The 26,493-nt window shown below is 60.2% G+C and carries 22 protein-coding genes; 11 read left to right on the plus strand and 11 right to left on the minus strand.

Annotated elements, in window-relative coordinates; all coding sequences use genetic code 11:
• Nucleotide 1 precedes the first annotated feature (1 nt).
• The 8 genes from FHL07_RS02035 to FHL07_RS02070 all read left to right on the plus strand — a co-directional run bounded on the left by FHL07_RS02035 (nt 2) and on the right by FHL07_RS02070 (nt 9,063).
• Nucleotides 2-760 (plus strand): energy transducer TonB family protein, encoded by a 759-nt coding sequence (locus tag FHL07_RS02035; protein WP_095023841.1) that lies wholly within the window; start codon nt 2-4, stop codon nt 758-760.
• Nucleotides 761-804: 44 nt separating this feature from the next.
• Complete coding sequence (locus FHL07_RS02040) at nt 805-3,045, plus strand: TonB-dependent receptor family protein (RefSeq protein ID WP_138738027.1); 2,241 nt, start codon at nt 805-807, stop codon at nt 3,043-3,045.
• Between the two features lie 65 nt (nt 3,046-3,110).
• Entirely contained in the window at nt 3,111-3,758 is a 648-nt protein-coding gene (locus FHL07_RS02045) for a MotA/TolQ/ExbB proton channel family protein (protein ID WP_095000357.1), read from the plus strand.
• A 19-nt stretch (nt 3,759-3,777) separates the two neighbouring features.
• Nucleotides 3,778-5,511, plus strand: coding sequence for a bifunctional metallophosphatase/5'-nucleotidase (locus tag FHL07_RS02050; protein WP_138738028.1), 1,734 nt, complete (start codon nt 3,778-3,780; stop codon nt 5,509-5,511).
• Nucleotides 5,508-5,924 carry a cytidine deaminase gene (locus FHL07_RS02055; protein WP_138738029.1) on the plus strand — a complete coding sequence of 139 codons (417 nt, stop codon included), beginning with the start codon at nt 5,508-5,510 and terminating at the stop codon, nt 5,922-5,924. The genes FHL07_RS02050 and FHL07_RS02055 overlap by 4 nt, the downstream gene beginning before the upstream one ends.
• 41 nt (nt 5,925-5,965) lie before the next feature.
• A complete protein-coding gene (locus FHL07_RS02060; protein ID WP_138738030.1) occupies nt 5,966-7,225 on the plus strand; it encodes a NupC/NupG family nucleoside CNT transporter in 1,260 nt (419 codons plus the stop codon).
• A gap of 64 nt (nt 7,226-7,289) precedes the next feature.
• Nucleotides 7,290-8,387 carry an endonuclease/exonuclease/phosphatase family protein gene (locus tag FHL07_RS02065; protein WP_138738031.1) on the plus strand — a complete coding sequence of 366 codons (1,098 nt, stop codon included), beginning with the start codon at nt 7,290-7,292 and terminating at the stop codon, nt 8,385-8,387.
• Between the two features lie 55 nt (nt 8,388-8,442).
• Nucleotides 8,443-9,063 carry a TetR/AcrR family transcriptional regulator gene (locus FHL07_RS02070; RefSeq protein WP_095020006.1) on the plus strand — a complete coding sequence of 207 codons (621 nt, stop codon included), beginning with the start codon at nt 8,443-8,445 and terminating at the stop codon, nt 9,061-9,063.
• Between the two features lie 56 nt (nt 9,064-9,119).
• Here FHL07_RS02070 and FHL07_RS02075 read toward each other — a convergent pair whose 3' ends face one another.
• The 4 genes from FHL07_RS02075 to FHL07_RS02090 are packed head-to-tail and all read right to left on the minus strand — an operon-like array spanning nt 9,120 to nt 12,812.
• Nucleotides 9,120-9,986 carry an ABC transporter permease gene (locus tag FHL07_RS02075; protein ID WP_095023836.1) on the minus strand — a complete coding sequence of 289 codons (867 nt, stop codon included), beginning with the start codon at nt 9,984-9,986 and terminating at the stop codon, nt 9,120-9,122.
• Between the two features lie 18 nt (nt 9,987-10,004).
• Entirely contained in the window at nt 10,005-10,865 is an 861-nt protein-coding gene (locus FHL07_RS02080; RefSeq protein WP_095000364.1) for an ABC transporter ATP-binding protein, read from the minus strand.
• 5 nt (nt 10,866-10,870) lie between these two features.
• Nucleotides 10,871-11,890, minus strand: a complete 1,020-nt coding sequence (locus FHL07_RS02085) for an ABC transporter substrate-binding protein (protein WP_095024728.1) — start codon at nt 11,888-11,890, stop codon at nt 10,871-10,873.
• Nucleotides 11,891-11,915: 25 nt separating this feature from the next.
• On the minus strand, nt 11,916-12,812 hold the full coding sequence (locus FHL07_RS02090) for a TauD/TfdA dioxygenase family protein (protein ID WP_138738032.1): 897 nt from the start codon (nt 12,810-12,812) through the stop codon (nt 11,916-11,918).
• A 265-nt stretch (nt 12,813-13,077) separates the two neighbouring features.
• Between FHL07_RS02090 and FHL07_RS02095 the strand changes: the two genes are divergently transcribed.
• The 3 genes from FHL07_RS02095 (at nt 13,078) to FHL07_RS02105 (ending at nt 15,976) form a co-directional block, all read left to right on the plus strand.
• Nucleotides 13,078-13,515: a hypothetical protein gene (locus tag FHL07_RS02095; RefSeq protein ID WP_095000367.1), complete on the plus strand. Its 438-nt coding sequence runs from the start codon at nt 13,078-13,080 to the stop codon at nt 13,513-13,515.
• A gap of 378 nt (nt 13,516-13,893) precedes the next feature.
• Nucleotides 13,894-14,952, plus strand: coding sequence for an aromatic ring-hydroxylating oxygenase subunit alpha (locus tag FHL07_RS02100; RefSeq protein WP_095023832.1), 1,059 nt, complete (start codon nt 13,894-13,896; stop codon nt 14,950-14,952).
• Between the two features lie 73 nt (nt 14,953-15,025).
• On the plus strand, nt 15,026-15,976 hold the full coding sequence (locus FHL07_RS02105; RefSeq protein WP_095023595.1) for a PDR/VanB family oxidoreductase: 951 nt from the start codon (nt 15,026-15,028) through the stop codon (nt 15,974-15,976).
• 3 nt (nt 15,977-15,979) lie between these two features.
• On the opposite strand, the gene FHL07_RS02110 is transcribed toward FHL07_RS02105, so the two are convergent.
• The 7 genes from FHL07_RS02110 to FHL07_RS02140 form a co-directional block, all read right to left on the minus strand.
• Nucleotides 15,980-16,693 (minus strand): GntR family transcriptional regulator, encoded by a 714-nt coding sequence (locus FHL07_RS02110; protein ID WP_095000370.1) that lies wholly within the window; start codon nt 16,691-16,693, stop codon nt 15,980-15,982.
• Nucleotides 16,694-16,930: 237 nt separating this feature from the next.
• A complete protein-coding gene (locus tag FHL07_RS02115; protein WP_095023594.1) occupies nt 16,931-18,157 on the minus strand; it encodes an OprD family porin in 1,227 nt (408 codons plus the stop codon).
• Between the two features lie 119 nt (nt 18,158-18,276).
• Nucleotides 18,277-19,608 carry an MFS transporter gene (locus tag FHL07_RS02120; RefSeq protein ID WP_138738033.1) on the minus strand — a complete coding sequence of 444 codons (1,332 nt, stop codon included), beginning with the start codon at nt 19,606-19,608 and terminating at the stop codon, nt 18,277-18,279.
• Nucleotides 19,609-20,051: 443 nt separating this feature from the next.
• Complete coding sequence (locus tag FHL07_RS02125; RefSeq protein ID WP_095000372.1) at nt 20,052-21,809, minus strand: acyl-CoA dehydrogenase; 1,758 nt, start codon at nt 21,807-21,809, stop codon at nt 20,052-20,054.
• A gap of 9 nt (nt 21,810-21,818) precedes the next feature.
• The gene (locus FHL07_RS02130) at nt 21,819-23,060 is read right to left on the minus strand and encodes a thiolase family protein (protein ID WP_138738034.1); all 1,242 of its coding nucleotides are present in this window, start codon (nt 23,058-23,060) and stop codon (nt 21,819-21,821) included.
• The gene (locus tag FHL07_RS02135; RefSeq protein ID WP_138738035.1) at nt 23,057-24,940 is read right to left on the minus strand and encodes a feruloyl-CoA synthase; all 1,884 of its coding nucleotides are present in this window, start codon (nt 24,938-24,940) and stop codon (nt 23,057-23,059) included. The genes FHL07_RS02130 and FHL07_RS02135 overlap by 4 nt, the downstream gene beginning before the upstream one ends.
• Nucleotides 24,941-25,037: 97 nt before the next feature.
• On the minus strand, nt 25,038-26,486 hold the full coding sequence (locus tag FHL07_RS02140) for an aldehyde dehydrogenase (RefSeq protein WP_095000375.1): 1,449 nt from the start codon (nt 26,484-26,486) through the stop codon (nt 25,038-25,040).
• Nucleotides 26,487-26,493 lie beyond the last annotated feature (7 nt).

Consider the following 26,493-nt stretch of genomic DNA (forward strand, 5'->3'; position numbering starts at 1 on the left):
CATGTCGGTTTTTTTCAAATCACGCAAAGCCATCGCCTGTTTGCCGGCCATCTGCCTGCTGGCGGTGGCCGTCCATAGCAGCATGGACACGGACCTGAAAATCACGCCCAAATACGACGACAGCAGCGTCGAAGTGGCCCTGATAGATCTGGATGAACTGCTGCCTCCCCCTCCCGAGCCTGAACCGGAGCCCGAGCAGGTCGCCGAGTTGCCACCACCGGAGGAGGAAGTGGTCGAAGCCGTGGAAATCGCGCCTCCCCCACCACCCAAACCCAAACCGCCAGCTCCCAGGCCGCCGCCACCCAAGCCCAAGCCGCAGGTGGTCAAGGCCGTACCGACACCACCCAGGTCTCAGCCTCTGCCTGTGCTGCAAGCGCCCACGCCTGCACCCGCTACGGCCCCCCCTGTAGCGCCAGCCAGACCGATTGCCCAGGCCCCGCGCGCCAACCCGGCAGACCTGGAGAGCCGCTATATCGCCCGGCTGCTGGCGGAGCTGGAGAAATACAAGCAATACCCGCGAGGCCGCGAGGCTTCACTGCAACGCCCGCAAGGCAATGTGGTGGTGTGGTTGCTGGTTGACCGTAGCGGCAAGGTGCTCGACTCGGGCATTGAAAAGAAGGCGACCAATATGCTGCTCAATCGCGCCGCACAAACCAGCTTGCAACGCCTCGATAAAGTTGTGCCCTTCCCCGAGGAAAGTTTCTCGGGCAAGGATAAATACCGTTTCAGCGCCACGCTTGTATACAACACAGAGCCATAACTAAAGCACGTCAGCTCTGACACTTACGCTTAGGGGAAACTGTTTTGAAACTCAATACTTTATTCGCAACGCTACTGGCCGTTGGGGTTGGCGGCTGGACGTTATCAACGCTCGCAGAAGACACCGTTGATATAGGCAAGGTTAATGTCACCGGACAGAGTCTGGGTAATGGGCTTATGGTCGAAGAAGACAGCGCCAAAGGCCGTTCGACCGTAACCAAGGAAGCGATGGACGAAATGGCACCGACTGCCAACGCCATCGACAAGCTCAAGTACACCCCCGGCATCAACGTTTCCAGCACCGACGCATCAGGGGTAAGCGGCACCAGCTTCACCATGCGCGGGATGAACTCCGACCAGGTCGGCGTCTCCTCGGACGGTATCCCGATCAACGATTCCGGGGACTATGCGGTGTATGCCAACCTGCTCGGCGACCCGGAAAACCTCGGCGAAGTCTTTGTCACCCAGGGTTCTTCGGAAATCGACGGCCCGCATATCGGCTCCAGTGGCGGCAACATTGGCCTGGTGACCCTGCGCCCGACCAAGGACTTCGGCGTCTTTGTCAAACAGTCGGTCGGTTCCAACAGTTTGAACAAATCATTCGCGCGGATTAACACCGGCGATTTGAATGGTTTTAAAACCTTTGTCTCGGCGTCCCATACAGAAGGCGAAAAGTGGCGCGGCAAAGGCACCGTACGCGCCGACAGAGTTGAGTGGAACACCTTGTTCGAAGATGGCAACGGCAACTCGACCAATGCCATCTTCAAATACAGCACCCAGGAAAACTACAACTACAACACCCTGAGCAAGGCACAGTTTCAGAAGTCGGGCCGTGGCCTGGACTATGCCGAAATCCCGATCTACAACAGCAGCGGCAAGTTGACCCAGTACTACAAGATCAACCGCAACCCGTTTGAAAACGCATCAGCCACCCTGACCCAGCGCTTTCAGTTGCGTGACGACCTGGCGCTGACCATCGCGCCCTACTACTTCTGGTCCAATGGCGGCAGCTTCAGCGGCCAATCGGCGACCGGGCTGTCTTCGACCAGCGACAAGGCCGGCAACTTTGACCTCAGCGGACTGGCCTACGACACCTACTACCGCCCATCATGGACCGAGAGCTGGCGCCCTGGCGTGACCACCAAACTGAAATGGGACTTCAACGAAGCCCACAGCATCGATGTCGGTTACTGGTATGAACGTGCCCGCCAGCGCCAGACCCAGCCTTTTATCAGCATCACCGAAAACGGTACGCCGGATGATATCTGGGGCGACTACAACAGTGGCAACCAGCTCACCGACAAAAATGGCGCCACGGTACAGGGCCGTCACCAGTACACCGTCACCCCGGCACAGAAAATCTGGGCCCAGGACGTGTGGACGGTCACCCCTGACCTGACCCTCACCGGCGGCATTGCCTACCAGTACGTCGAACGCGACGGCAACAACCTCGGCAGCCTGTACAGCGCTCCCGAAAAGCGTGACGCCAGGTACCACGAGTTTTTGCCCAACTTCAGTGCGCGCTACCAGATCAACGAGCAGCACCAGGCGTTCTACAACGTCACCCGCAATATGCGTACGCCGCCCAACTACGTGCTCTACAACGCCGGCGACTCCATCAGCCTGGCCCCGGAACTGAGCTGGAACCAGGAACTGGGTTGGCGTTTCACCCAGGACGACATGCTGCTGAGCGCCACCCTGTTCCATATCTCGTACAAGGATCGTCAGCTGTCGACCACCAATGCGGACGGTGACTACGAAATGCTCAACGTCGGCAGCGTGGTCAACAAGGGTCTGGAACTGGAGTGGAGCGGCCTGCTGCCCTACAACTTCAACTACTACACCTCTTACACCTATACCAGCGCCGAGCAGCAGGATGACGTGACCACACGCAACAAGGGACTGCCCACCTCCGGCAAGCAACTGGCCAACGTGCCGAAAAACATGCTCAACGCCAGCCTGGGTTACGACAACAAGCGCTACTACGGCAACGTGGCCGCCAAGTATGTGGGCAGCTACTACGGCGACCTGACCAACGACCAGGAAATCTCCGGGCGTACCACCTTCGATATCAACGCCGGGGTGCGCCTGCCGGTGGACAAGAAGATCCTCAAGTCGGCGGCCATCCGCGTTTCGATGCTCAACGTGTTTGACAAGGAGTACCTGTCATCGGCGCGCACCGTGGTGCTCAACGCTGCACCGGTCAACGGCGTCAGCGCCGCCACGCCTTACTACAACGTCGGTGAAGAACGCACTGCCATGGTCTCTTTCGAAGCCAGCTTCTGACCCCCGCACCCGGGCCTGCCAGCACGACAGGCCCGGGTCATGAACGTATTTAGAGGACACCCCGAATGAACATGAATCTGCTCCACGACATCACCTTCTACGTCATGTACGGCGCCGCTGCCCTGGCCGCTTTTGTGGTCGTCGAACGCTGCATCTTCTTCAGCTACTCGCTGCGCAAGGCGCGTCAGTTGGTGCCTGCGGTCAATGGCAAAGTCCGCAGCATCGCCGACCTGCCTGCCGGGCTGACCGCGCGCGACAGCCTGCCCCTGCAACTGCTCTCGCAGATCTACGACGGCCGTCGCCAACTGCATTCGCACCAGGAGCTTGAAGACCTCGGCCAGGCCATTTACATCTCCATGCGCGGCAAGCTGTCCCACAGCCTGTGGATCCTCGAAGCCGTGGTCGCCGGTGCGCCGCTGCTGGGCCTGCTCGGCACCATCATGGGCATCATCGACACCTTCAAGGCACTGGCCGAGGCCGGTGTTTCCGACCCGGGCGAAGTATCCCGTGGCATCGGTACGGCGCTGTATGCCACCGCACTGGGGATCTCCATCGCGCTGGTGGGCATGGTCTTCAATAGCCATCTGCAAGATCGCCTTGAACTGATCAACGACCACCTCAAGATGCTTTTGCTGCGCGCAGGCCTGGGCACGCAATACGTCACCTCGTCAGCACCTGCCGCCGCCACTGCTGGCCAGCCACGTACCGCCTGACCGGCACCAAGGAGCTTGCATGTCGAATCTTCTCTCGCGTCTGCGCAGTGCCAGTATGGTCATCCCGGCAGCATTGGTGCTGGCCGCCTGCCAGCAACCGGTCAAGCCGGTCGCTATCAATATTGCCGCGATCAACGATTTTCACGGCAATCTGGCCGCCACCCCGCTCACCTACACCGATGCCACGGCACCGGCTGGCAAAGTGTCGCTCAAGGCGGGGGGTATCAACGCCCTGAGCGGCGTGGTTGGCGAACTGCGCAAACAGGACCCGCAACTGCTGTTGATTGGTGCGGGCGACATGATCGGCGGCAGCCCGCCGATGTCTTCGATGTGGGCCGATGAGCCGACGCTCGAAGCCCTCGGCGAACTGGGGCTGAAGTTCAGTGTGGTTGGCAACCATGAACTGGATCTGGGCAAACTGGAGTTGCAACGCCAGATCAATGGCGGCTGCGTGTCGCCGCGCCCGGACAAGGCCTGCCAGTTTGACAACAACTACAGCGGCACGCGCTTCCCCTATATGGCGGCCAACCTGATCGACGCGCAAACCGGCAAACCACTGCTGCCTGCTTACCGTATCGAGCAGGCCAACGGCGCCAAAATCGCCTTTGTCGGCGCGGTGTTGCGCGACCTCCCGGCCTATGTAAGCCAGCAGAGCATGGACGGTCTGTACACCATTGACGAGGCCGAGGCGATCAACGCGCAACTGCCCGAACTGCGCAAACAAGGGGTGGATGCCGTGGTCGCGGTGATCCACCAGGGCGGTGAAACCACCGAACGCTTCGACCAGCAGGATTGCAGCCAGCTCAAGGGCGATATCGTCGATGTGGCCAGGCGTCTGGACCCGCAAATCAAAGTGGTGGTCACCGCCCACACCCACCAGGGCTACCTGTGCCGCCTGGGCGACAAGCTGATCACCCAGGGCAGCTCGTTCGGCCGCCTGCTGACCCATATCACCCTCACCGTGGACCCGGTCAACCACCAACTGCTCGATGCTAAGGCACAAAACATCGTGGTTGACCCCGCGCGCTACACGCCGCTGCCAGAAATTGCCGCGCTGCAGGCCGATATTGAAGCGCGCAGCAACGAACACCTGAACAAACCCGTGGCCCGTATCGCCACCCGCGAAATCAACCGCACCCTTAACGACGCTGGAGAATCGGCCATGGGCGACCTGATCGCCGATGCACAACTGCACGCCACCCGCGCCCTGGGCGCCGAGCTGGCACTGACCAACCTGGGCGGCATCCGCACCGACCTGATGCTCGAACCCGGCCAGCAGCACCTGACCTATGGCCAGGTAGCCTCCGTACAACCGTTCAACAACACCCTGAACATCCTTACCCTCAGCGGTGCCCAGCTCAAGCAATTGCTGGAGCAGCAATGGCAGAACAACGGCTTCGGTTTTTATCCCCTGCAGCCATCGGCCACCCTCAGCTATCGCTGGGATGCCAGCAGGCCCCAGGGCCAGCGGATCATCGCCGACAGCCTGAAAATCGATGGCAAACCGGTGCTACCCGAGCAGACCTACCGGATCACGGCCAACTCATTTATGGCCGGGGGAGGTGACAACTTCAGCGTACTCAACCAAGCCAGCCAGCGGGTGGATACCGGCCTCAACGATCTCCAGGCACTGGTCGATTATCTGCAAGCCCAGGACCGCGCCGGGCAGCCAGCGGGAGCAAGCACGCCACAACAACGGATTGAAAAAGTTGCCCAGACCCTGGCTGACGTCACCGCGAGCAACGCCCCATGAACCGCAGCCCCGAAGCTCAGGCGCAGTACGAGCGCCTGTTACCTGAAGCGATTGCCGCAGCCCGGGCAGCCTGGTGCCCGCACTCGAACTTCCCGGTGGGTGCGGCGCTGCTCACCGCCGATGACCGGATCATTCGCGGCTGCAACGTCGAGAACGCCTCATACGGCCTGACCAACTGTGCCGAACGCGGCGCCCTGTTCAGCGCCATTGCCCAGGGCCATGCACCTGCCAGCTTCAAGGCGATGCTGGTGTATGCCCCGAACGTGGCGCTGATCTCCCCGTGCGGCGCCTGCCGTCAGGTCATGCACGATCTGATGAGCCCTCACTGCGTGGTGTATTGCGTCGGCCACGAAGCGGCGGCGGTACGCGAGTGGACGGTCGAGCAATTGCTGCCCGGTGCCTTCGGTTTCTGAACCGGTGCGACCTTGATGCGTGACATACGGGAATCTGGTCAATGAGTTTCGTTGGAGTGGTGGTATTGATTCTCCTGGCGGTGCTGCTGTCCAGCAACCGCCGGGCAATCAAGTTGCAGACCGTAGTCGGGGCATTTGTATTGCAGGCAGGCCTGGGTGCCTTCGCCCTCTATGTGCCATGGGGCCAGGCAACGCTGGCTGCGATCAGCGATTCGGTTGCCCTGCTGCAAGACTATGGCAATGAAGGCATCAGCTTTGTCTTCGGCCCTCTGGCAGGTAGCAAAATGAGCGAAGTGTTTGGCAGCCAGGGCTTTGTTTTTGCGATCAAGGTGCTGCCGCTGATTGTGTTTTTCAGCAGCTTTATCGCCATCCTTTACTACCTGGGCATCATGAGTGTGGTGATCCGCCTGTTTGGCGGCGGCTTGCAGCGGGTGCTGGGCACCAGCCGTACCGAGTCGATGTCGGCCACGGCGAATATTTTTGTCAGCCAGTCCGAAGCGCCCATTGTGGTGCGCCCGTTTCTGGACGGTATGACCCGCTCTGAACTGTTTGCGGTGATGGTCGGCGGCATGGCTTCGGTCGCAGGTTCGGTGCTGATCGGCTATGCCAGCCTGGGCGTGGAGCTTAAATACCTGATTGCCGCCAGTTTTATGGCTGCCCCCGGCGGTTTGCTGATGGCCAAGCTGATGGAGCCGCAAACCGCTGAACCGCGCGACAACTTCAGTGACATCGAGGTATACCCCGACGATAAACCGGCGAATGTCATCGACGCCGCCGCACTGGGAGTCAGTAACGGCCTGCAACTGGCCCTTAATGTGGGCGCGATGCTGCTGGCCTTTATTGCCCTGATAGCCATGCTCAACGGCATCCTGGGCTGGGTGGGCAACTGGTTCGGTTTTGCCCACCTGAGCCTGCAACTGATTCTTGGCCATGTGTTTGCGCCACTGGCTTTTGTCCTCGGTGTACCGTGGAGCGAGGCCATGACGGCAGGCAGTTTTATCGGCGAAAAACTGGTGCTCAACGAGTTCGTCGCCTATGTCGATTTCGCGGCCTATCTTGACCCGGTCCAAGCCGCTGCCAAAGGCATCCAGATACTGTCGGGGCCCACCCAGGTGATCGTCACCTTTGCCCTGTGCGGTTTTGCCAACCTGTCGTCGATTGGCATCCTGCTCGGCAGCCTGGGCGTCATGGCGCCCTCGCGACGTCAGGATATTGCCCGCCTGGGCCTGCGCGCAGTAATTGCCGGCACCCTGTCCAATCTGATGAGTGCTGCGTTGGCGGGGGTGTTTATTTCCCTGTGAAGCCCGCCCCCATAAACAAGCCTGCATCCCCCCTCTCAGACCTTTATGCCTGGATAGACTGCCAATGAAACTGCTGCGTACCCATTTACTGATCGTCGTCTGCACCCTGCTGCTGACCGCCTGCGCCAATCATGTCGAGCCTGAAGCTGGCCGGGTCTCGCTAATGACCTGGAACGTCGAAAACCTGTTCGACACCGAGCACGACAACGGCAAGGACGACTTCGCCTACCTGCCCCTGAACGTCAAGCGCTCGCACCCGGAGTACCTGGCCAGCTGCGCAAAAATCCAGGTCCCGGCGTGGCGCAAGGAGTGTGAAGAAAACGACTGGACCCCGACTTTGCTCGATGAAAAACTCAAGCGCCTCAGCGCCGTGATCAAACAGATCAATCAAGGCCGCGGGCCGGATATCCTGATGCTCAACGAAGTTGAGAACATCAAGGTTGTCGAGCAACTCAATGCCCGCCTGAACACGTCCGGCTACCAGACCCGCGTACTGATCGAGGGCTGGGACGAGCGCGGTATCGACACCGCAGTACTCAGCCGTTTGCCTCAATGGGACACCGCCCGCCTGCATCCAGTGCCCTACCAGGCGCTGGGGAATGATGACCCGGCACGGGTGAGCAAAACCCGGGGCATTCTCGAAGTTCGCCTGTTGTTGCCTGATGGCCAGAAAGCGGCGATTTTCTCCCTGCACCTGCCCTCAGGCGGTGCCCCGGGCTACCTGCGCCAGCAGGCCGTCGCCTACCTGGCCCGGCTCAAGCGCGAACTGCCGGACGATGTACTGCCCATTGTCGGCGGCGACTTCAATATCAATGCCGGCGAAGAACAGCAGCACGGCTATATCGCCAAAGACCTGGCCAGCACCTGGGCGGTGTCCCAGTTCATCGGCTGCGCGGGCTGCAAAGGCAGTTACTACTACCACAGCAAACGCGAGTGGTCGTTCTTCGACATGCTTCTGTTCCCGCCACAGATGACCGCTGCCAGCGGTTTCAATGGCTGGCAGGTTGATCCGCAGAGCATTCGCCTGGTGTACAGCAGCCCTTATCAGGTCAACCGCTGGGGCACCCCGGCACGCTTCGATGGCGCCCGTCATGCCCAGGGCGTATCGGATCACTGGCCGTTGTACGCCGAGATTTTCCGCACAGCGCCCCCTGGCAATTGACCTATGCTGTGTCGTCAGCCGCAGCCCTCTCCTGTCGTGATAAATCAGGTACTCGATGAGCAACCCGAAAGTAAAGATCCGCCGCAAAAACGTCGAAAAAATCCTTTTGGCCGCAGAGAAAGTCTTCGCCGAACAAGGCTATGCCGGGACCAAGATGGCCGATATCGCCCTGCAAGCCGCACTGCCGCGCTCCAACCTGCACTACTACTTTTCCACCAAGGACGAGCTGTACCGCGAAGTTCTGGTCAACCTGCTGGACACCTGGGGGCTGGAAGGTGCCTGTTTCGAAAAGTTCGACGACCCGCGGGTGGTGCTCACCAGCTACATCATGGAAAAGATGAACCATTCGCGTACCCGGCCTCACGGCTCCAAACTGTGGGCCAACGAAATCATGCGCGGTGCACCGATGTTCCAGGACATGCTCGATGAGCATATGGCCAAGGGCGCCAAACTCATGGAGCAGAAAATACGCCAGTGGGTGGACGAAAAACGCATCAACCCGGTGGAGCCTTCAGCGTTGTTGTACATGATCTGGGCCTCGACCCAGCACTATGCCGACTTCGACTATCAGGTCTGCGCACTCAACGGCCATCAGCCGCTGTCCGACCAGCAATACCATCAGGCGGTACAGACCATCACCTCGGTAATATTGCGCGGGGTGGGGCTGAGCCTGTAGAAACTCGGTTGACGATCAGGCCCTCCTGTGGGAGCGAGCCTGCTCGGTTTTGCTGGTCAGCGTTGCATGCCCCAGCGCTTGACCGTGACGCGCTCCAGGGTATCGAACACCAGGTTCTCCACCAGCAGGCCGATCAGAATCACCACCGCCAGCCCGGCGAACACCTTGTCGGTGTACAGCTCGTTGCGGTTCTGGAAGATATACCAGCCCAGGCCGCCCTTGCCGCTGGTGGCACCAAACACCAGCTCGGCGGCGATCAGCGTGCGCCAGGCAAAGGCCCAGCCGATTTTCAGACCGGCAAGGATCGAAGGCAGCGCCGCCGGAATAAGAATAAACAGCACAAAGCGAATTCCCTTCAGCCCGTAATTGCGCCCGGCCATGCGCAGGGTCTCCGACACCCCGAGAAACCCGGCATAGGTGTTCAGGGCCAGGGCCCAGAGCACCGAATGCACCAGCACGAAAATCAGGCTGTTCTGCCCCAGGCCGAACCACAGCAGCGCCAGCGGCAACAGGGCAATCGCCGGCAGCGGGTTGAACATCGAAGTCAGGGTACTCAGCAGATCACGGCCCAACTGAGTCGAAACCGCCAGCGTGGTCAGGGCAAACGCCAGCACGATGCCGATCAGATAGCCCTTGAGCAGTACCACCAGGGAAATACCCACCTTGCTCAGCAACTCGCCGCTGATAAGGCCGTCATACAGCGCACTGGCTGTTTGCAAAAACGTCGGCAGCAGCAGGTCGTTGTCCTGATAGCGTGCCACCAGCTCCCAAAGCACAGCCAGCACGATCAGGATCAGGCTTTTACGTAACCAGCCCTGCTGCCACAGACGCTGGCTCAACGGCAATTGGCGCTCCAGCGGCACACTTAGCAGCGGTTCCAGGACCACTTCATATTCCTGGCGTACAGATGATGATTGATTCATCGGACAATCCTCCACAGCTCAATATGCGATACGGATATCGGCGAAATTCAGCGGTTGTTCGTCGGTACCGGCGTGCGCTTCATCAAACAGCAGCCGATGGATGCGCTGCGCCGTGTGCTGAAATTGCGCACCGCCAAGGCTGTGCAGGTTGTACTGATGGCTGTTGATCTCGGCCCGCACCCGCCCCGGATGCGGCGACAGCAGCAGGATACGGTTGCCGACCACCAGCGCCTCTTCGATCGAGTGGGTGACAAACAGCAAGGTAAAGCGCACCTCCTCCCAGAGCAGCAGCAATTCTTCCTGCATCTTGCGTCGGGTCAGGGCGTCGAGAGCTGCAAAGGGTTCGTCCATCAACAGGATTTTCGGCTGCATGGCCAGGGCACGGGCAATCGCCACCCGGGCCTTCATGCCACCGGACAAGGTGTGCGGGTAAGCATCGGCAAATGCCGCCAGACCGACCTTGTCCAGATAATGCAGGGCCCGCTCCTCGGCCTCGCGCCGAGGCAAGGTTTTCGACGCCAGCAACGGGAACATCACGTTTTGCTTGAGCGTTTTCCAGGGTGGCAACTGGTCGAACTCCTGGAACACCACCATGCGGTCAGGCCCCGGGGCGGTGACGGGTTGGCCCTGCAGGCGGATCTGCCCTTCACAGGGAGCATGAAAACCGGCCACAGCCTTGAGCAAGGTCGACTTGCCGCATCCCGAAGGGCCAAGCAGGATAAAACGGTCGGCCGGATCGATTTCAAAGCTGACCTGATGAGTCGCCCGCACCACACGCTGCGGCGTGCGGTATTCAAGGCTGACCTGGTCGACCGACAACAGGGCTGGCCCTGTTGCATTCAAGTGGCTGGCCGTGTGGCCTTGCACCGAGGCATTCATTATTGTCAGCTCCCCTGCAACGGTTTTGCGTCCTGGAAGAAGTAATCCTTCCAGGAGTCAGGTTTATTTTTGATCGCACCCACGCGGTACAAGAACTCGGCCAGCGGATAGGTATTTTTCGGCGTTACGCTGAACTCGTACTGCGGGTTGTCGATGATTTTAAGCAACTCGGCGCGGTCGATATTGGCCTTGGTCACGCGGATATAAGTGTCAGCGGCCGCGCCCTTGTCGTTCTGGGCAAACTCGGCGGCTTCAGCCAGGGCCTCGATAAAGGCCTTGTAGGTTTTCGGGTTGTCGCTACGGAACTTCTCGGTGGCAAACAGCACCGTTGGGGAATTGGGGCCGAGCAAGTCGTAGGTGTTGAGCACCACATGCACATTTGGATTTTTCAGCGCCTGATCCTGGAACGGCGGGTTGGAAAAATGCCCGCTCAGCTCCGTACCACCTGCGATCAGCGCAGCGGTGGCATCCGGATGCGGGACGGCGATGGTGTACTTGTCCAGCCGGTTGAAGTCCTTGTCGCCCCACTGTTTGGCAGCGGCGTATTGCAGGAAGCGCGACTGCACTGAAACGCCCACGGCCGGTACCGCGATACGGTCTTTTTCGGTGAAGTCGGCGATGGTTTTGACCTGCGGGTTATTGCTCAGCAGGTAGTACGGGAAGTTGCCCAGCGAGGCCACGGCCTTGACGTTCTGCCTGCCATGGGTGCGGTCCCAGATGGTCAACAGCGGGCCGACGCCGGCCCCGGCAATATCGATGGAGCCGGACAACAAGGCATCATTGACTGCCGCGCCACCTGACAACTGAGTCCAATCGACCTTGATATCGATGCCCTCCTCCTTACCGTGCTTCTCGATCAGGTTTTGATCGCGCACCACGTTGAGCAACAGGTAAACAATGCCGAACTGCTCGGCGATACGGATTTCGCCTTCGGCATGGGCGACGTTCGGTGCCACGAGGCTGCCGGCAAGCAGACTAAGGCTCAGGCCCAGACTTGCGGCCACGGTTTTGATGGATGCGGGCATGGCAATGCTCCTTGAAATGAGTCAATCAGAAAGGCGCGTTGCCCTGGATGGTGGTGCGATACAGCTTGCGGCGCAGATGGCTTGGGCATCCGGCGGCGAGATGGATCAGCGAACGGTTGTCCCAGAACACCAGGTCATGGGGCTGCCACTGATGGCGATAGATGTTCTGCTCCTGCACGCTATGGGCGTAAAGCTCGGCCAGTAACTGCCGGCTCTCGTCCTCGGGCAGGCCGACAATGCGAGTGGTAAAGCCCTCACTGACAAACAGCGCCTTGCGGCCGTTTTCCGGATGGGTACGCACCACTGGATGCACCACCTCGTTCACCTGTGCCAGTTGCTCCGGGGTCAGGGTCGGACGCCAGTTACCCTCGAATTTGCTTTCGCTGTAGCGCGCCGTATAGGAATGTGCAGCCGAACGCCCTTCAACCGCCTTGCGCAAGGCCTGAGGCAGGCCATCCCAGGCCTTGTGCATATCGGCGAACAGAGTGTCGCCGCCCTCGGCAGGCAGCTCCTGGGCATGCAGCATCGAGCCCAGGCTTGGCAGCTCTTTATAGGACAGGTCCGAATGCCAGAACTTGCCTGCATCGCCCAGACCAATGGACTGGCCGTTTTCGATGATGTTGGAGACGATAAGGATTTCCGGGTGACCGGTCAGCAGAAATTGCTTGAGCACATGGATCTGCAAGATGCCGAAGCGACGGCTGAAGTCGATCTGTTGTTGCGGGGTAATGCACTGATCACGAAACACCACCACGTGATGCTGCAGATGAGCACGATGGATACGCGCAAAGTCCTGGTCATTGACCGGCAAAGCCAGATCCAGACCCATGATTTCGGCACCCACGGCGCCGCTGAAAGGACGGATTTCAAAGGCTTGAGGCGCGATGCTCGCGGCAATCCCAGAGGCAGACGGTGCAGACATAAATCACTCCCACGCAGGGCACGCCCAATGGCGCGCAGATCGATCAGAAACTCACGGTGGCCCCGTGCTGGTTCATTTCGTGCGGCGCGTCGATTGGTCGACCTGTACGCAGGGGTATGACTTTATAGATATAAGAAATTAAATTTAAATACTTTTATCGCATAAGCATATGAGCGCTTGCCCGGCTTTTTTCCGCCGCGCTATTAAAGAGCCAGCGCAACCTGCCGATGTCCTGTAGGACAACGAGTCTAAAGGACGCATCGACATGGTTGGCAGCATCAATCCCCTGGCATCGAGCCTGAATATTCAGAGCACCCCCGCCGCCACGGCCAGCAAGGCCACGGACAGCACGGCCGTGAGTGATGCCGGCGCGACGGCCACCGAGCAGGTCAAGCCACGGGCGGCCCGAGACGCTAATGCGGCGCCTGCGGCTGACAGTGATGACGACAGTTCGGACACGGTCAAGCAGCTGAAAAAACAGATCGCACAGCTGCAAAAGCAGCTTCAGCAGCAGATGCAGGCCCTGCAAAGCATCCAGGCCAGCGACCAGAACGAAGCCAGTAAAGCCGCCGCCGTGGCCGGAGCCCAGGCCCAGGTGACTGCGACAGCAGCAGCGCTGCAGGCGGCGACGGCAGCCTTGCTGCAAGCATTGACGGCCCAGGGCAGTGGCAGCTCGGGGTCGATGGTCAGCACATCGGCCTGACAATCCCCCGTAGCTGCTGCCGAAGGGGTACGAACCAGCAGTGAAAAATATACCCTTTTACCTTTCCTGCACCTGTTGGACCTGGGCCTGTCCATGATCTACAACGGGGTGAAGCCCGATGAAGACAAACTTGAAGACAAGCCCTCACAACAATCCTTCTGAATTCTGGCGGTCACCCATATAGCGCCGCAGGCATCATGCACGCCATCAAAACCTTTAATGGATCCACTATCATCGACCACCTTTGCATTTTGTGTTCGGTAATCGCCACAAACCCTATTAAAACCCTATATTACTCCAGAGCAAAATTGACTTGAAAGATCCCTATACCGCCTAATGGATCCATAAGAGCAATAACACCTGATCTGGAGATTGGTCATGTACCCAAAAAACACCTGGTACGTCGCATGCACCCCCGATGAAATCACCGACAAGCCTTTAGGCCGGCAGATTTGCGGCGAGAAAATGGTTTTTTATCGCGGCCATGAAAACAAGGTCGCCGCTGTCGAGAACTTTTGTCCGCACCGCGGCGCCCCTCTGTCATTGGGCTATGTCGAAAACGGCAACCTGGTGTGCGGCTATCACGGCCTGGTCATGGGCTGCGACGGCAAAACCGTCGAGATGCCCGGGCAACGGGTACGCGGTTTCCCGTGCAACAAAACCTATGCCGTAGTCGAACGCTACGGCTTTATCTGGGTATGGCCCGGTGATCAGGATCAAGCCGATCCTGCATTGATCCACCACCTGGAGTGGGCGGTGAGCGATGAATGGGCCTATGGCGGCGGCTTGTTTCATATCGGCTGCGACTATCGCCTGATGATCGACAACCTGATGGACCTGACCCACGAAACCTACGTACACGCCTCCAGCATTGGCCAGAAGGAAATCGACGAAGTCGCACCGAACACCACGGTTGAAGGCAACGAAGTCATCACGGCGCGGCACATGGAAAACATCATGGCTCCGCCGTTCTGGCGCATGGCATTGCGCGGCAATAATCTGGCCGACGATGTGCCGGTAGACCGCTGGCAGATATGCCGCTTCTCGCCACCCAGCCACGTCCTGATCGAAGTCGGGGTCGCTCACGCGGGCAAAGGCGGCTATCACGCAGCCCCCGAGTTCAAGGCATCGAGCATCGTGGTCGACTTCATCACCCCGGAAACAGACACCTCGATCTGGTACTTCTGGGGGATGGCACGCAACTTCAACCCGCAGGATCATGCGCTTACCGCGACCATCCGCGAGGGCCAGGGCAAAATCTTCAGCGAAGACCTGGAGATGCTCGAACAACAGCAACAAAACCTGCTGGACCACCCGCAACGCGCACTGCTCAAGCTCAATATCGACTCGGGTGGCGTGCAGTCACGCCGCGTCCTGGACCGCATCATCGCCAGCGAACGCACGCCCGAATCACAACTTATCGCCACTGCGCAGTAATTTCCGCACGGGGGGGGGGGGGGCTAGCACACTTGGGCCAGCCCCTTCAATGGCAACGCTTTGAGGAAGCAGCATGATTGATGTGGTGGTGGTATCTCGCAACAACGAAGCGCAGGGCATTTGCAGCTATGAATTGGCCAGCACCGATGGCAGCGCCCTGCCCGCTTTCAGTGCAGGCTCGCACATTGATGTGCACCTGCCCGGCGGACTGATTCGCCAATACTCCCTGTGTAACCATCCTGACGAACAGCATCGCTACCTGATCGGCGTGCTCAAGGATCCAGCCTCACGGGGCGGCTCGCAAAGCCTGCATGAACAGATCAATAGGGGCGATTGCCTGCGCATCAGTGAACCGCGCAACCTGTTTCCGCTGGTCCACGAAGCTCGGCGCAGTTTGCTGTTTGCAGGGGGCATAGGGATCACCCCGATTTTGTGCATGGCGGAGCGTCTGGCCCACAACGGCGCAGATTTCGAACTGCATTACTGCGCACGGTCCGGCGAGCGAGCGGCCTTTGTCGAACGCCTGCGCAACTCGTCTTTTGCTGACCGGGTGTTCATGCACTTCGACGAGCAGCCTGAGACCGCCATGAATGCAGCCCAGGTACTGGCCAACCCGCAGCCCGGCACCCATTTGTACGTGTGCGGCCCCGGTGGTTTCATGCAACATGTTCTCGACAGTGCGCGCGCCCAGGATTGGCAGGAGCACGCCCTGCACCGGGAGTACTTCGCCGCCGCCCCGGTTGACAGCAGCAACGATGGCAGCTTTTCGGTCAAGGTGGGCAGCACCGGCCAGGTCTTCGATATACCTGCGGACAAAACCGTGGTCCAGGTCCTGGAAAGTCATGGCATTGATATACCCATGTCGTGCGAGCAAGGGGTGTGCGGCACGTGCCTGACCCGCGTGCTGGAAGGCGTTCCGGATCATCGCGACATGTACCTTACCGAAGATGAGCAAGCCTGCAACGATCAGTTCACTCCGTGCTGTTCGCGCTCGAAATCGCCCCTGCTGGTGCTGGATATCTAAGCTTCAATCGGAGCGGTGGATCACTTTCATCCGCTCATTGGCGGTGGCCGAACCGAAGATTTCGGCATAACGCAACGTCGCGTTGGCGTGCTCGCGCATGATGGCTTCGGCGCGAGCGCCCTGACGACTGACCAGCGCATCGAACACCGAATGATGCTGCATATGGGCATAGTTGAAGCGACGGTATTCACGGACCATGTCTTTGCGATCAACCGCCAGCGCCGTCACTGATGCAAACGGCAAATGATCATTGCGTGCCAGGGCATCGGCTATGGCCGGGTTGTGACTGCCCTCAACGATAACCTGATGAAAACGCATATTGAGGTCGTGATAGATCTCAAGATCGTCCTCGGTGACGAAGCCTTTATCGAACAGCTCATCCCCCTGCAGCAGGCACAACTCCAGGGCGGCCCGCGCATCTCCCGACAGCCCGCGCTCAGCCGTCAAACGTGCCGCCAGGCCTTCAAGCACCCCGCGTACCTCCACCGCACCGGCGATATCATTGGCACTGACCGAACGCACCTGAAAACCGCGCCCGCCGAAACGCACCAGCAAGCCTTCCTGCTCAAGCGTGCGAAAGGCCATGCGTACCGGCATGCGGGAGACGCCGAACAACTCGGCAGTGGGAATTTCCATGAGGCGTTCGCCAGCGGCAAGCTCGCCTGAGGCAATCATCTTGCGCAGTGCAATCAGCACCAATTGACCGGGTTTGCTCATCCAGGCAGCATCCAGAAAACATGAGCGGCCATAGTAACGCATGAGCAGCTATAGAGATTGAGCGGCGCACAAATCGGCCCTGGCGAGCACGCCATCGCAGGCAAGCCCGCTCCCACAGGCAGTGCGCCGCTCTCAAAACCTACTGCCTGGCACACCTCATTGTGGGAGCGGGCTTGCTCGCGAGGGCATCGACGCAATTCGGCAGACATTCCGAGCTGCCTGCATCGCAGCCCCCCCCTACATCGACAACGGATAACTCACGATCACACGGGTCTGGTCGAAGTCGCTGTTGAAGCTGCGACGGTTGGTGGCGTTGTTGACGCGCAAGCTGAGGTTCTTCAGCGTGCCGCTCTGGACTGTATAGCCAACCTCGGTATCGCGCTCCCACTCCTTGCCGTTAGCCCCCTGTTTGGTGGTGGCGTTGTCGCCATGACCATAGCGAACCATCGCCAGCAACCCGGGCACCCCGAGCGCGGCAAAGTTGTAGTCGTAACGCGCTTGCCAGGAGCGCTCGTCGGCATTGCTGAAGTTGCCGTTGAACATGTCGTTGCCCAGCGTGCGCCCGCTACTGCCGTACACCGACATCCAGCCGCTATCCCCGCTGACCCTCTGCAACCCCAGGTACAACGTGTGTCCGCCCGTAGCCGCCGAGAACAATCCGTACGCTGTGCGACTGCTGACCCGACCGATACGCTCGCTGCCATCGTCCTTATCAATGAAGTAACCCAGATTGGCGCCCAGCATCCAGTCACCCACCGGCTGTTTGTGCAGCAGATTGAAATAGCTCTGCTGATAAATATCCGCCAACTGCGAATGCCACGCCCCCACCTGGGTACGCTGTTCATTGAAACGGTACTCAGCCCCCGCGTAGTTGAATCGGTCCGAGGTCACACCCGGCGCAGCCCACGCCGCGAGATCCTGCATGTCCGAAGAATTGCGCAAACTCACGGCCCGGTATTGCCCTGCCTGCAGCCCCAGGCCTTCAATCTCCCTGGACACCAGCATGGCGCCACGGAAGGTCTGCGGCAGCAGTCGCCCATCGTCGTAACGCAACACCGGAACATCCGGCAGCAGTTCGCCAACCTTCATTTCCGTTTGCGAAAAACGCGCCTTGGCCGCCAGCCCTGCCCGGCCAAAGTTATCGGCCGCGCGACCATCGCTGTTCACCGGCAGCAGTTCTGAACCGCTGGCCACGCGACTGCTGTCGAGCTTGATCCCAAGCATGGCAATCCCTTCCAGGCCAAAACCCACAGGCCCCGGGGTGTAACCGGAGCTGAATTTCAGGATAAAGCCCTGCGCCCATTCATCCACCTTGCTTTTGCCTGCGCTGTGGTCACGAAAATCTCGATTGAAGTAGTAGTTGCGCAACATCAAATCTGCTTTCGCACCGTCAAAAAAACCTTCACCCTCGGCCATTGCCGAGGCACAAACAGACAACGACAGCACACCTGTAAGCATCTTCATTATTATTGTTCTCCGAATTTTGGGCGCAGCCGCTCCCCGCAGCGGACACAGCCCGCCCAGACAGATAGATAGACATGGGTATGCGCCCGGCCAGGCCGGGCTTTGATCAGAAGGTTGAATCAGGCCTGCGCCAGCGCCGGTTGGGCCTGCGAAGTAGACGGCTTGAGCAGCAGCAAGCAACCGGCCGCGATCACGAAGACGATTGCAAACACGCCATACAGGTGCAGGGGCTGCCAGCCGGCATCCAGCAGAAAACCGGCCACAATGGGCGACAGGATAGCGCCGATACGACCAATGCCGATCCCCCAGCCCACGCCCGTCGCTCGTACGGATGCGTCATACACTACTGGCGACAATGCATAGAGCCCGGCAACGCAGCCGTTGGAAAACAGCCCGATCAGCAACCCAAGCCCCAACGCGGCCATGACCGAAGACCCCGAGCCGACAAACAGCACCAGCAAGCCCGCGGTAATCAGCATGAACAGCGACAATACCCGGGTCAGCGGCCAGCGCGATGACAAGCCGCCGATCAGCGCCGCGCCAAAGATCCCCCCAACGCTCAACAGCACGCCACCGGTAATGCCCTGTTGCGCCGAAAGCCCGGACGAGACCAGCAGTTTTGGCGTCCAGCTCATCACAAAGTAAAAGCCGAACATTACCAGGAAGAACAACAGCCAGATCAGCAGCGTAGTGCGGCGCAAGGCAGGCGCCAGAAGTTTGCTCAGGCCGGTACTGTGACCCGCCGGATTCACCACTGCAGCAGGCATCTGGCTCAAGACTGGCTGCCCCAGGCGCCGGGCCAGGCTATTGATACGCTGCAAGGCCGTGGCCGGGCGGCGCGCAAGCAAAAAGTCCAGCGACTCGGGCAGCCACAACAGCACCAGCGGGATCACCGCAAAGGTCACAACCCCGCCGAAAACAAACACCGAACGCCAGCCCCAATGGGTCAACAACCAGACTGCCAGCAACCCCCCCAGCGTTGCGCCCAGGGCATAGCCGGTGGATTGCAGACTCACTGCCAGGCCACGCCAGCGCTTGCTGGCATACTCGCTGGCAATCACGTTGCTGCTGGCCAGAATCCCGCCAATCCCCAGCCCCGTAAGCCCGCGCAGAAACGCCAACTGCACCGGTGTCTGGCTCAATGCCGAAAGCAGCATGCCCGTGCCGCTGACCGCCAGGCACAACAGGATCAATGGGCGTCGACCAATGCGATCCGCCCAGGGGGCGAGAAACAGTGAACCCGCCGCCATGCCAAACAACCCGGCACTGAGCAACATGCCGATCTGCGCTCCACTCAGGCCCCACTCGGCCGACACCGAAGCCGCCGTGAACGCCATCACCAGCACATCAAAGCCATCGATCATGTTCAAAACAATGCAGATCCCGATGGCGAGCCATTGAAATCGCACCATCGGACCGTTATCAACGCGAGCTTTCAGATTGATATCCATCATTGCACCTGCCTGTCGCAAGCAACCCGGGCAAGGCAAGCGCAAAACACGGCAGTACGCGCAGACATAAAGCGGACAGAACTGTGACAGTTCTGTGCTCTGGATAAGCCTTTCATGACGAGACCCTTTTTTGTAATTTTTATGGGCGACGGTCAGGAAGAAATCCAGCCAACGCCAGGGCGCTAGTCAACCCGTTAATGGATCCACAGGCAATATGAGGGTTTGTCAGAATCTCAATAATTCGGTCCATCAGATACAGAAACCAACACATATAAATTGTTTTTATCTTTTGAATTCAATGTGTTAGCGCATCAGGACCAGCTAAACTTTAGGGTGCGATTATCGACCAATCTCGTGGCCAGAGATCTTCTCTGGCCAGAAACCCATTATTACTCACTCTAAGAACCGCTTATTGGATCCACTGAGGCCATGCGTTCCGGGTATCACTCGACAAACGCCAGCCTCGCCATTGCGCCACGGATGGAGGCAATGCGGTAGTCGGCTTCTGGCAATACATAGGCAAAAAAGAACTGCGCAGTCTGTAGTTTACTGGCCCGTACCGGGTCGCTGTCGGGCAGCAAACGGGACACACGCGCCCCTCGTACCCAGGCAAACCCCAGCAGGGCCACCCCGCACAACCGCAGAAAGTCCCCGGCAACCCGATAGGGATACTCGACGTCCTCGCCAGCGCGCTCACGAACTGCAGCCACCACCGCTTCAAGCTTGTCGCACAGTCGCTCCAGCTCAGCGGCAAAACCGGCACACTCCGAGGCGTCCAGGGCCAGCGCGGACTCCTGGCGCATCACCGCCAGCAACGCGGCAAACGCCCGACCGTCATCGCCCAGCACTTTGCGCAACAGCAAGTCATTGGCCTGGATCTCGTTGCTGCCCTCATAAATCATCGCAATACGGCTGTCGCGCAGGGTTTGCTCGATAGCGAATTCGCTGACATAGCCGTAGCCGCCGAACACCTGCAAAGCGTTGCTGGCCTGGCGAAACCCCTGATCCGTGAAAAACGCCTTGATCACTGGCGTCAGCATTTCTGCCAGCTGCAGGGCGTGCTGACGGTCAGCCTGGCTCCCTTGGTGCTCTGCCTCATCGAGCAGATGCGCCACCCAATAGCCCACGGCCCGCATGCCCTCGGTACAGGCGCGCAACTCCAGCAAGGTACGACGCATGGCCGGGTGAAAATGGATCGGGTCGGCGGCGTCAGCACTGATCCCGGCAGGCCGAACCGGCGCACGCATCTGCTTGCGCTCCAGGGCATAGTCGCGAGCGTTCTGCCACGCCGCTTCGGCGTGCCCCAACCCCTGCAGCCCCACATGCAGCCGCGCCGAGTTCATCATCACGAACATCGCCGCCAAGCCTCGGTTGGCCTCACCAATCAGCCAGCCTTGTGCCTGCTCGAACACCAGCGAACAGGTCGCGCTGCCCTTGATCCCCATCTTGTGTTCGATACCGTCGCAACGCACGCTGTTGACCTGATGGTGGTCCAGCAGCTTGGGCACCAGAAACAGCGAAATGCCCCGACTGCCAGCAGGCGCACCGGGCAATCGTGCCAGCACCAGATGCAGGATATTTGCGCTCAGGTCATGATCGCCACCAGAGATAAACAGCTTGCTGCCGCTTACCCGATAACTGCCGTCGTCTTGCGGTTCGGCACGACAGCGCAGCAGGCCGACGTCGCTGCCTGCCTGCGGTTCGGTCAGGCACATGGTGGGCAAGACTTCACCGCTGACAATCTGCGGCAAATAACGCGCCTTGATCCACTGCGGGGCATGGGCCTTGAGGCACAGATAGGCACCGTGGGCGATGCCGGTGTACATGGCCCAGCCATGGTTGCTGGCATAGAGCATCTCCTGCAGCGCCGCGTCGAGTAGCTGTGGCAAGCCCTGACCGCCGTAGGCCTCATCGCAGGCCAGGGCTGACCACCCGCCTTCGGTGTAGGCAACATACGCCTCGACAAAGCCAGCTGGCGTTGTCACCCGGCCCGCTTCGAAGCTGCACCCCTGGCGGTCGCCACTGCTGTTGATCGGCGCAAGCACCTGGGAGCTGAACCGCCCGGCTTCTTCAAGCACCTGGCGGGCCAGCGCCAGATCGAGATCCTGGAATCGCTCTGTTTGTGCCCAGGCCTGCGGGGCCTCGAGCCAGTGTTCAATGACAAATTGCATGTCGCGCAGCGGTGCCTGGTATTGCCACATGGGAAAACCTCAAATCTTGGAAAAATGCGGATTCTCGATCAGTACCGCCATGCCCTGCCCACCCCCGACACACGCAGCGGCAATGCCATAACGCAGATTCTGCTCGCGCAGCTGCCGCGCCAGGGTCAGCACCAGGCGCAGGCCGGTGGCAGCCAGGGGATGCCCCAGAGCAATGGAGCCGCCACGGCAGTTGAGTTTTTGCCGGTCCAGTTCCAGTGCCTGTGCCACTGCCAGAATCTGTGCGCCCTGCGCCTCGTTGATTTCAAACAGATCAATCGCGTCCAGCGCCAAACCGCTGCGCTTGAGCAGCAACTGGATCGCAGGTACCGGGCCGATACCCATCCGTTGTGGCGCAACACCGACCACCGCCGTCGCCAGCAAATTTGCCAGGCCCGGCTGCCCCGCCGATGCACGGGCGACCAGCGCGGCAGCGGCGCCATCCACCACTGCGCAACTGTTACCCGCCGTTTGCACACCATCTGGGTGAATGGCTCCCAGCCTGGCAAGGGCCACGGCGTCGGTGGCACGCGGATGACTGTCGAGGCTGACAGACTCACATCGACGCGGCAGGCTGATACCACGCGGCTGACAGCCCTCCAGCTCAAACACTTCATTGCGCAGGGTGACGATTTCATCCCCCAGCCAGCCGCTGGCCTGGGCGCGAAGTGCCTGCTGGTGACTATTGAGGGCATAGCCGTCCACTGCCTCACGGCTCAGGCCATAATCCTTGGCCAGGTTTTCCGCCGTGGCGATCATGTCCACGCCGGGAGCCGGGTCGTACAGCGCTTCCCAGAGAAAATCCTTGAACTCGACCGGCGCCCCCAGGCGGAATCCACCACGATGGGTGTAGGCGGCAATCGGGTTGCGGGACATGGACTCGGTGCCCACACACAGCGCCAGTTCAATGCCGTCATGCAACTGCCCGGCAGCCTGGCGCAACAGTTCAAACCCTGTGGCGCAAATACGCTGCACCGCCAGGGCAGGCACCTGTTGTGCCACCCCGCTGTAGAGGCCGATATGACGCGGCAACATGTACGCATCAAAACTGGCCTGAGCCATTGAACCCGCCAGTACCGAGTCCACTGCCTGCCCGTCCAGCCCGGCACGGGCCAGCACTTCACGGGCGACCTTGATCCCCATATCGATCGGTGAAACCTGGGCCAATGCCCCACCCAGGTCGACCCATGGTGTACGAACCGCCTCAAGAATGGCGACATCGGTGAATGCCGAGTACTGCCCTCCAGGGCTCACGACGGCTTGCCTGCACGCAGGATCGAAGGCGCCTGCCCGCGATAAAGTGCTTCCACATGCGCCGCTCGCCATTGCAGCACTGCACGCTGATTGATCGAACCCTTGTCGGTGATTTCACCGCGATCGATCGACGCGGCCTCATCCTGCAGCGCGATCCATTCCAGGCGACTGGCATTGCCACTGGCCTGGAGATTGAGCCGCTGCAACCAGTCAGCAAACCACTGGCGTACCGGTTCACTGGCCAACACCTGCGCATCGCTGGCGTCCGCAGGCAAGCCCGACAACTGTCGGCACTCGTACAGACGGGCAAATACCAACGCACCCAGACACTCGCGATCCGGCGCTGCGATCACCAGATCCTGAACATAGGGCGAACCCTCGAGCACGGCCCGGTTTCGCAGCGGCCCCACGCTGACAAATACCCCGGAGGACAATTTGAAGTCCTCGGCCAGTCGTCCATCGAACATCAACCCCCACTGCGGATTGCAAGGATCGGCCAGCTTGATGGCATCACCTGAGCGGTAAAAGCCCTCATCGTCAAACGCCTCGGCACTCTGCTCGGGGGCGCGCCAGTAACCGGGCATGATGTGCGGGCCACGAAAGCGCCCCTCCAGCTTGCCGTCCACCGGCACCAGCCGGACCTCACAGCCCGGCGCCGGCAGACCGATATAACCGGCCATCGACAACGGCCCGGTGGTGAAGGTGCATGAAGGCGAAGCCTCGGTCATGCCCAGCCCGGCCATCATGCGGATGCGCTCGCCACAGTGTTGCTCGGCAACCCGGTCGAGCCGGTCCCAGATACTTTGCGAAAGGCCCGCTGCGGCGAAAAAGAACAGTTTGATGCGGGCAAAAAATCGTGCCCGCAAGTCGCTGTCAGTTTCCAGCGCAGTGACCAGCTCTTCCCAGCCCTTAGGCACGGTGAGGTAGGCAGTCGGCGAGATTTCCTTGAGATTGCGCAGGGTTTCGGCAAAGCCCTGAGCCGTTGGTTTACCGCCATCCAGGTACAGCGTACCGCCGTTGTACAGAACGATACCGAGGTTATGACTGCCGCCAAACGTATGGTTCCAGGGCAGCCAGTCCACCAGCACCGGGGGCTCTTCGGCAAATACCGGAAAGGTCTGCAACAGCATTTGCTGATTGGCACAGAGCATGCGTTGGGTGGTAATCACCGCTTTGGGCAGTTTGGTAGAGCCTGAAGTGAAGAGGAATTTGGCGATGGTGTCCGGGCCTGACGCCATGAACGCAGCCTGGGCCTCGGCGCCGCCCGCCTGCTCCAGCAAGCTGGCAAAGCTCACCTGGGGCCGCCCCGCCATCTCGCCACGTACCGCTACCAATGGCGTCCCTGCGGGCAATACTGCGTGCACGGCACGTTGATAGTCCGCCGCATCACTGACAAAGATCAGGCCTGGCTGCAACAGGTCGCAGACATGGCGCAACTTGGCAAAATCCTGGGACAGCAACGAATAGGCAGGTGAAACCGGGCAGTAAGGAATACCGGCGTACATCGCCCCCAACGCCATCTGCAAATGCTCAATATCGTTGCCTGACAGGATTGCCAGCGGACGCTCTGCCCCCAGACCATACACCAGCAGGCTTTGCGCAATGGCGCGAACGTCTTCCAGCATTTGGGCATAGCTGATGCGACGCCACTCGCCATCACTGTCCCGTGCAGCGATAAAGGTGTGCTCGGGCCGGACCTGCGCCCAGTGCACCAGGCGATCAAGCAAGCGTTCGGGCATCGGCTCCAGGGTTTCCAGGGAGCGCATGTGCAAGATGCCGCCGACCTCAAGCACTTCGACCGCCGGGTGACCGATGGCCACCTCGCGATAACGTGCCGGGGACGTAGGGGACTTGGCCAGGGATTTGAATTCGAAACTCACGTCATGCTCCTCCAACAAGGCATGCGCGGCCCGTCCGACACTTAAGCGGCATGGCGCAGGCATGACTCCTTATTATTGTTATGCCTTGTGCAGACAATCAGATCGGGTAGTGGCGCGGCCCGTTCTGCAAGGTGATCCAGCGCAACTGGGTGAATTGCTCGATCGACGCCTTGCCGCCAAAACTGCCGTAACCGCTGGACTTGACACCACCAAAGGGCATTTGCGCTTCATCGTGGACCGTAGGGCCGTTGATATGGCAAATGCCCGATTCGACCCGTTGGGCCAGTGCCAGGGCACGCCCGGTGTCCCGACTGAAAATCGCCGCCGACAAACCGAACTCCGAATCGTTGGCCAGACTCAGCAAGGCCTCATCGCCGTCCCCGCGCAGTAGCACGGCAACCGGGCCAAAAGACTCTTCGCGGTACAGGCGCATACTCGGGGTCACACCATCGAGCAACGTTGGTTGCATGATGCTGCCATCGACCTGACCACCCACCACCAGCCGCGCGCCTTTACCGACCGCATCGTCGATCAGCGCCTTGATCCGCACACCGGCGCTGGCGTCCACCAGCGAGCCGAGTACCGAGTCGTCCGCCTGGGGATGACCGGCGCGCAAGGTGGCAACCTTGGCTGCCAGCTTGTCGATAAAGGCATCCGCCACCTTGCTGTCCACGATCAGCCTCTCGGTGGACATGCAGATCTGGCCCTGATTGAAGTAAGCGCCAAAGGCTGCGGCGTCGACTGCGGCGTCAAGGTCAGCGTCATCCAGTACCAGAAACGGCGCCTTGCCCCCCAGCTCAAGAAGGGCCGGCTTGAGGTGACGGGCTGCCAGCTCGGCAACAATGCGCCCCACGTGGGTTGAGCCGGTAAAGTTGACCCGACGCACCGCCGGATTGGCGATCAGTCGCTCTACAATCGCCGGCGCATCTACCGGAGCATTGCTGATCACGTTGACCACGCCATCGCCCAGTCCCGCGTCCTGCAATACCTGGCCAATCAGCCGGTGAACGGCCGGGCTCAGCTCGGAAGCCTTGAGCACCACGGTGTTGCCGCACGCCAGCGGCATGGCCAGAGCACGGGTTGCCAGAATCACCGGGGCATTCCAGGGCGCGATGCCCAGGATGACGCCACAGGGTTGGCGCAAGGCCATCGCAAAACTGCCGGGCACATCGGAGGGGATTACTTCGCCGTTGATCTGGGTGGTCATGGAGGCGGCTTCACGAAGCATGCCGGCCGCCAGCTTGACGTTGAACCCGTACCAGTTGGCCATAGCCCCGGTTTCACCCGCTGCCTCGATAAACTCGCTCGCCCGTGCCTGCATCAACTCGGCAGCAGCGAGCAACCGGGTACGCCGTTCATTGGGCGCCAACGCGGCCCACACGGGAAAAGCAGCCTGAGCCGCGGCAACTGCGGCATCGGCATCTTCCAGGGTGGCGGCGGCCACGCGTGATACCACCTCACCCGTCACCGGGTTGCAGCGTTCGAACGTTCGACCATCACGGGCCGGGCACGACTTTCCGCCAATGAGCAGGGGCACGTCCAACATGGTGATT

Origin of the sequence: Pseudomonas sp. FSL W7-0098 (assembly GCF_005930585.1) — a bacterium.
Lineage (GTDB): Bacteria > Pseudomonadota > Gammaproteobacteria > Pseudomonadales > Pseudomonadaceae > Aquipseudomonas > Aquipseudomonas bubulae.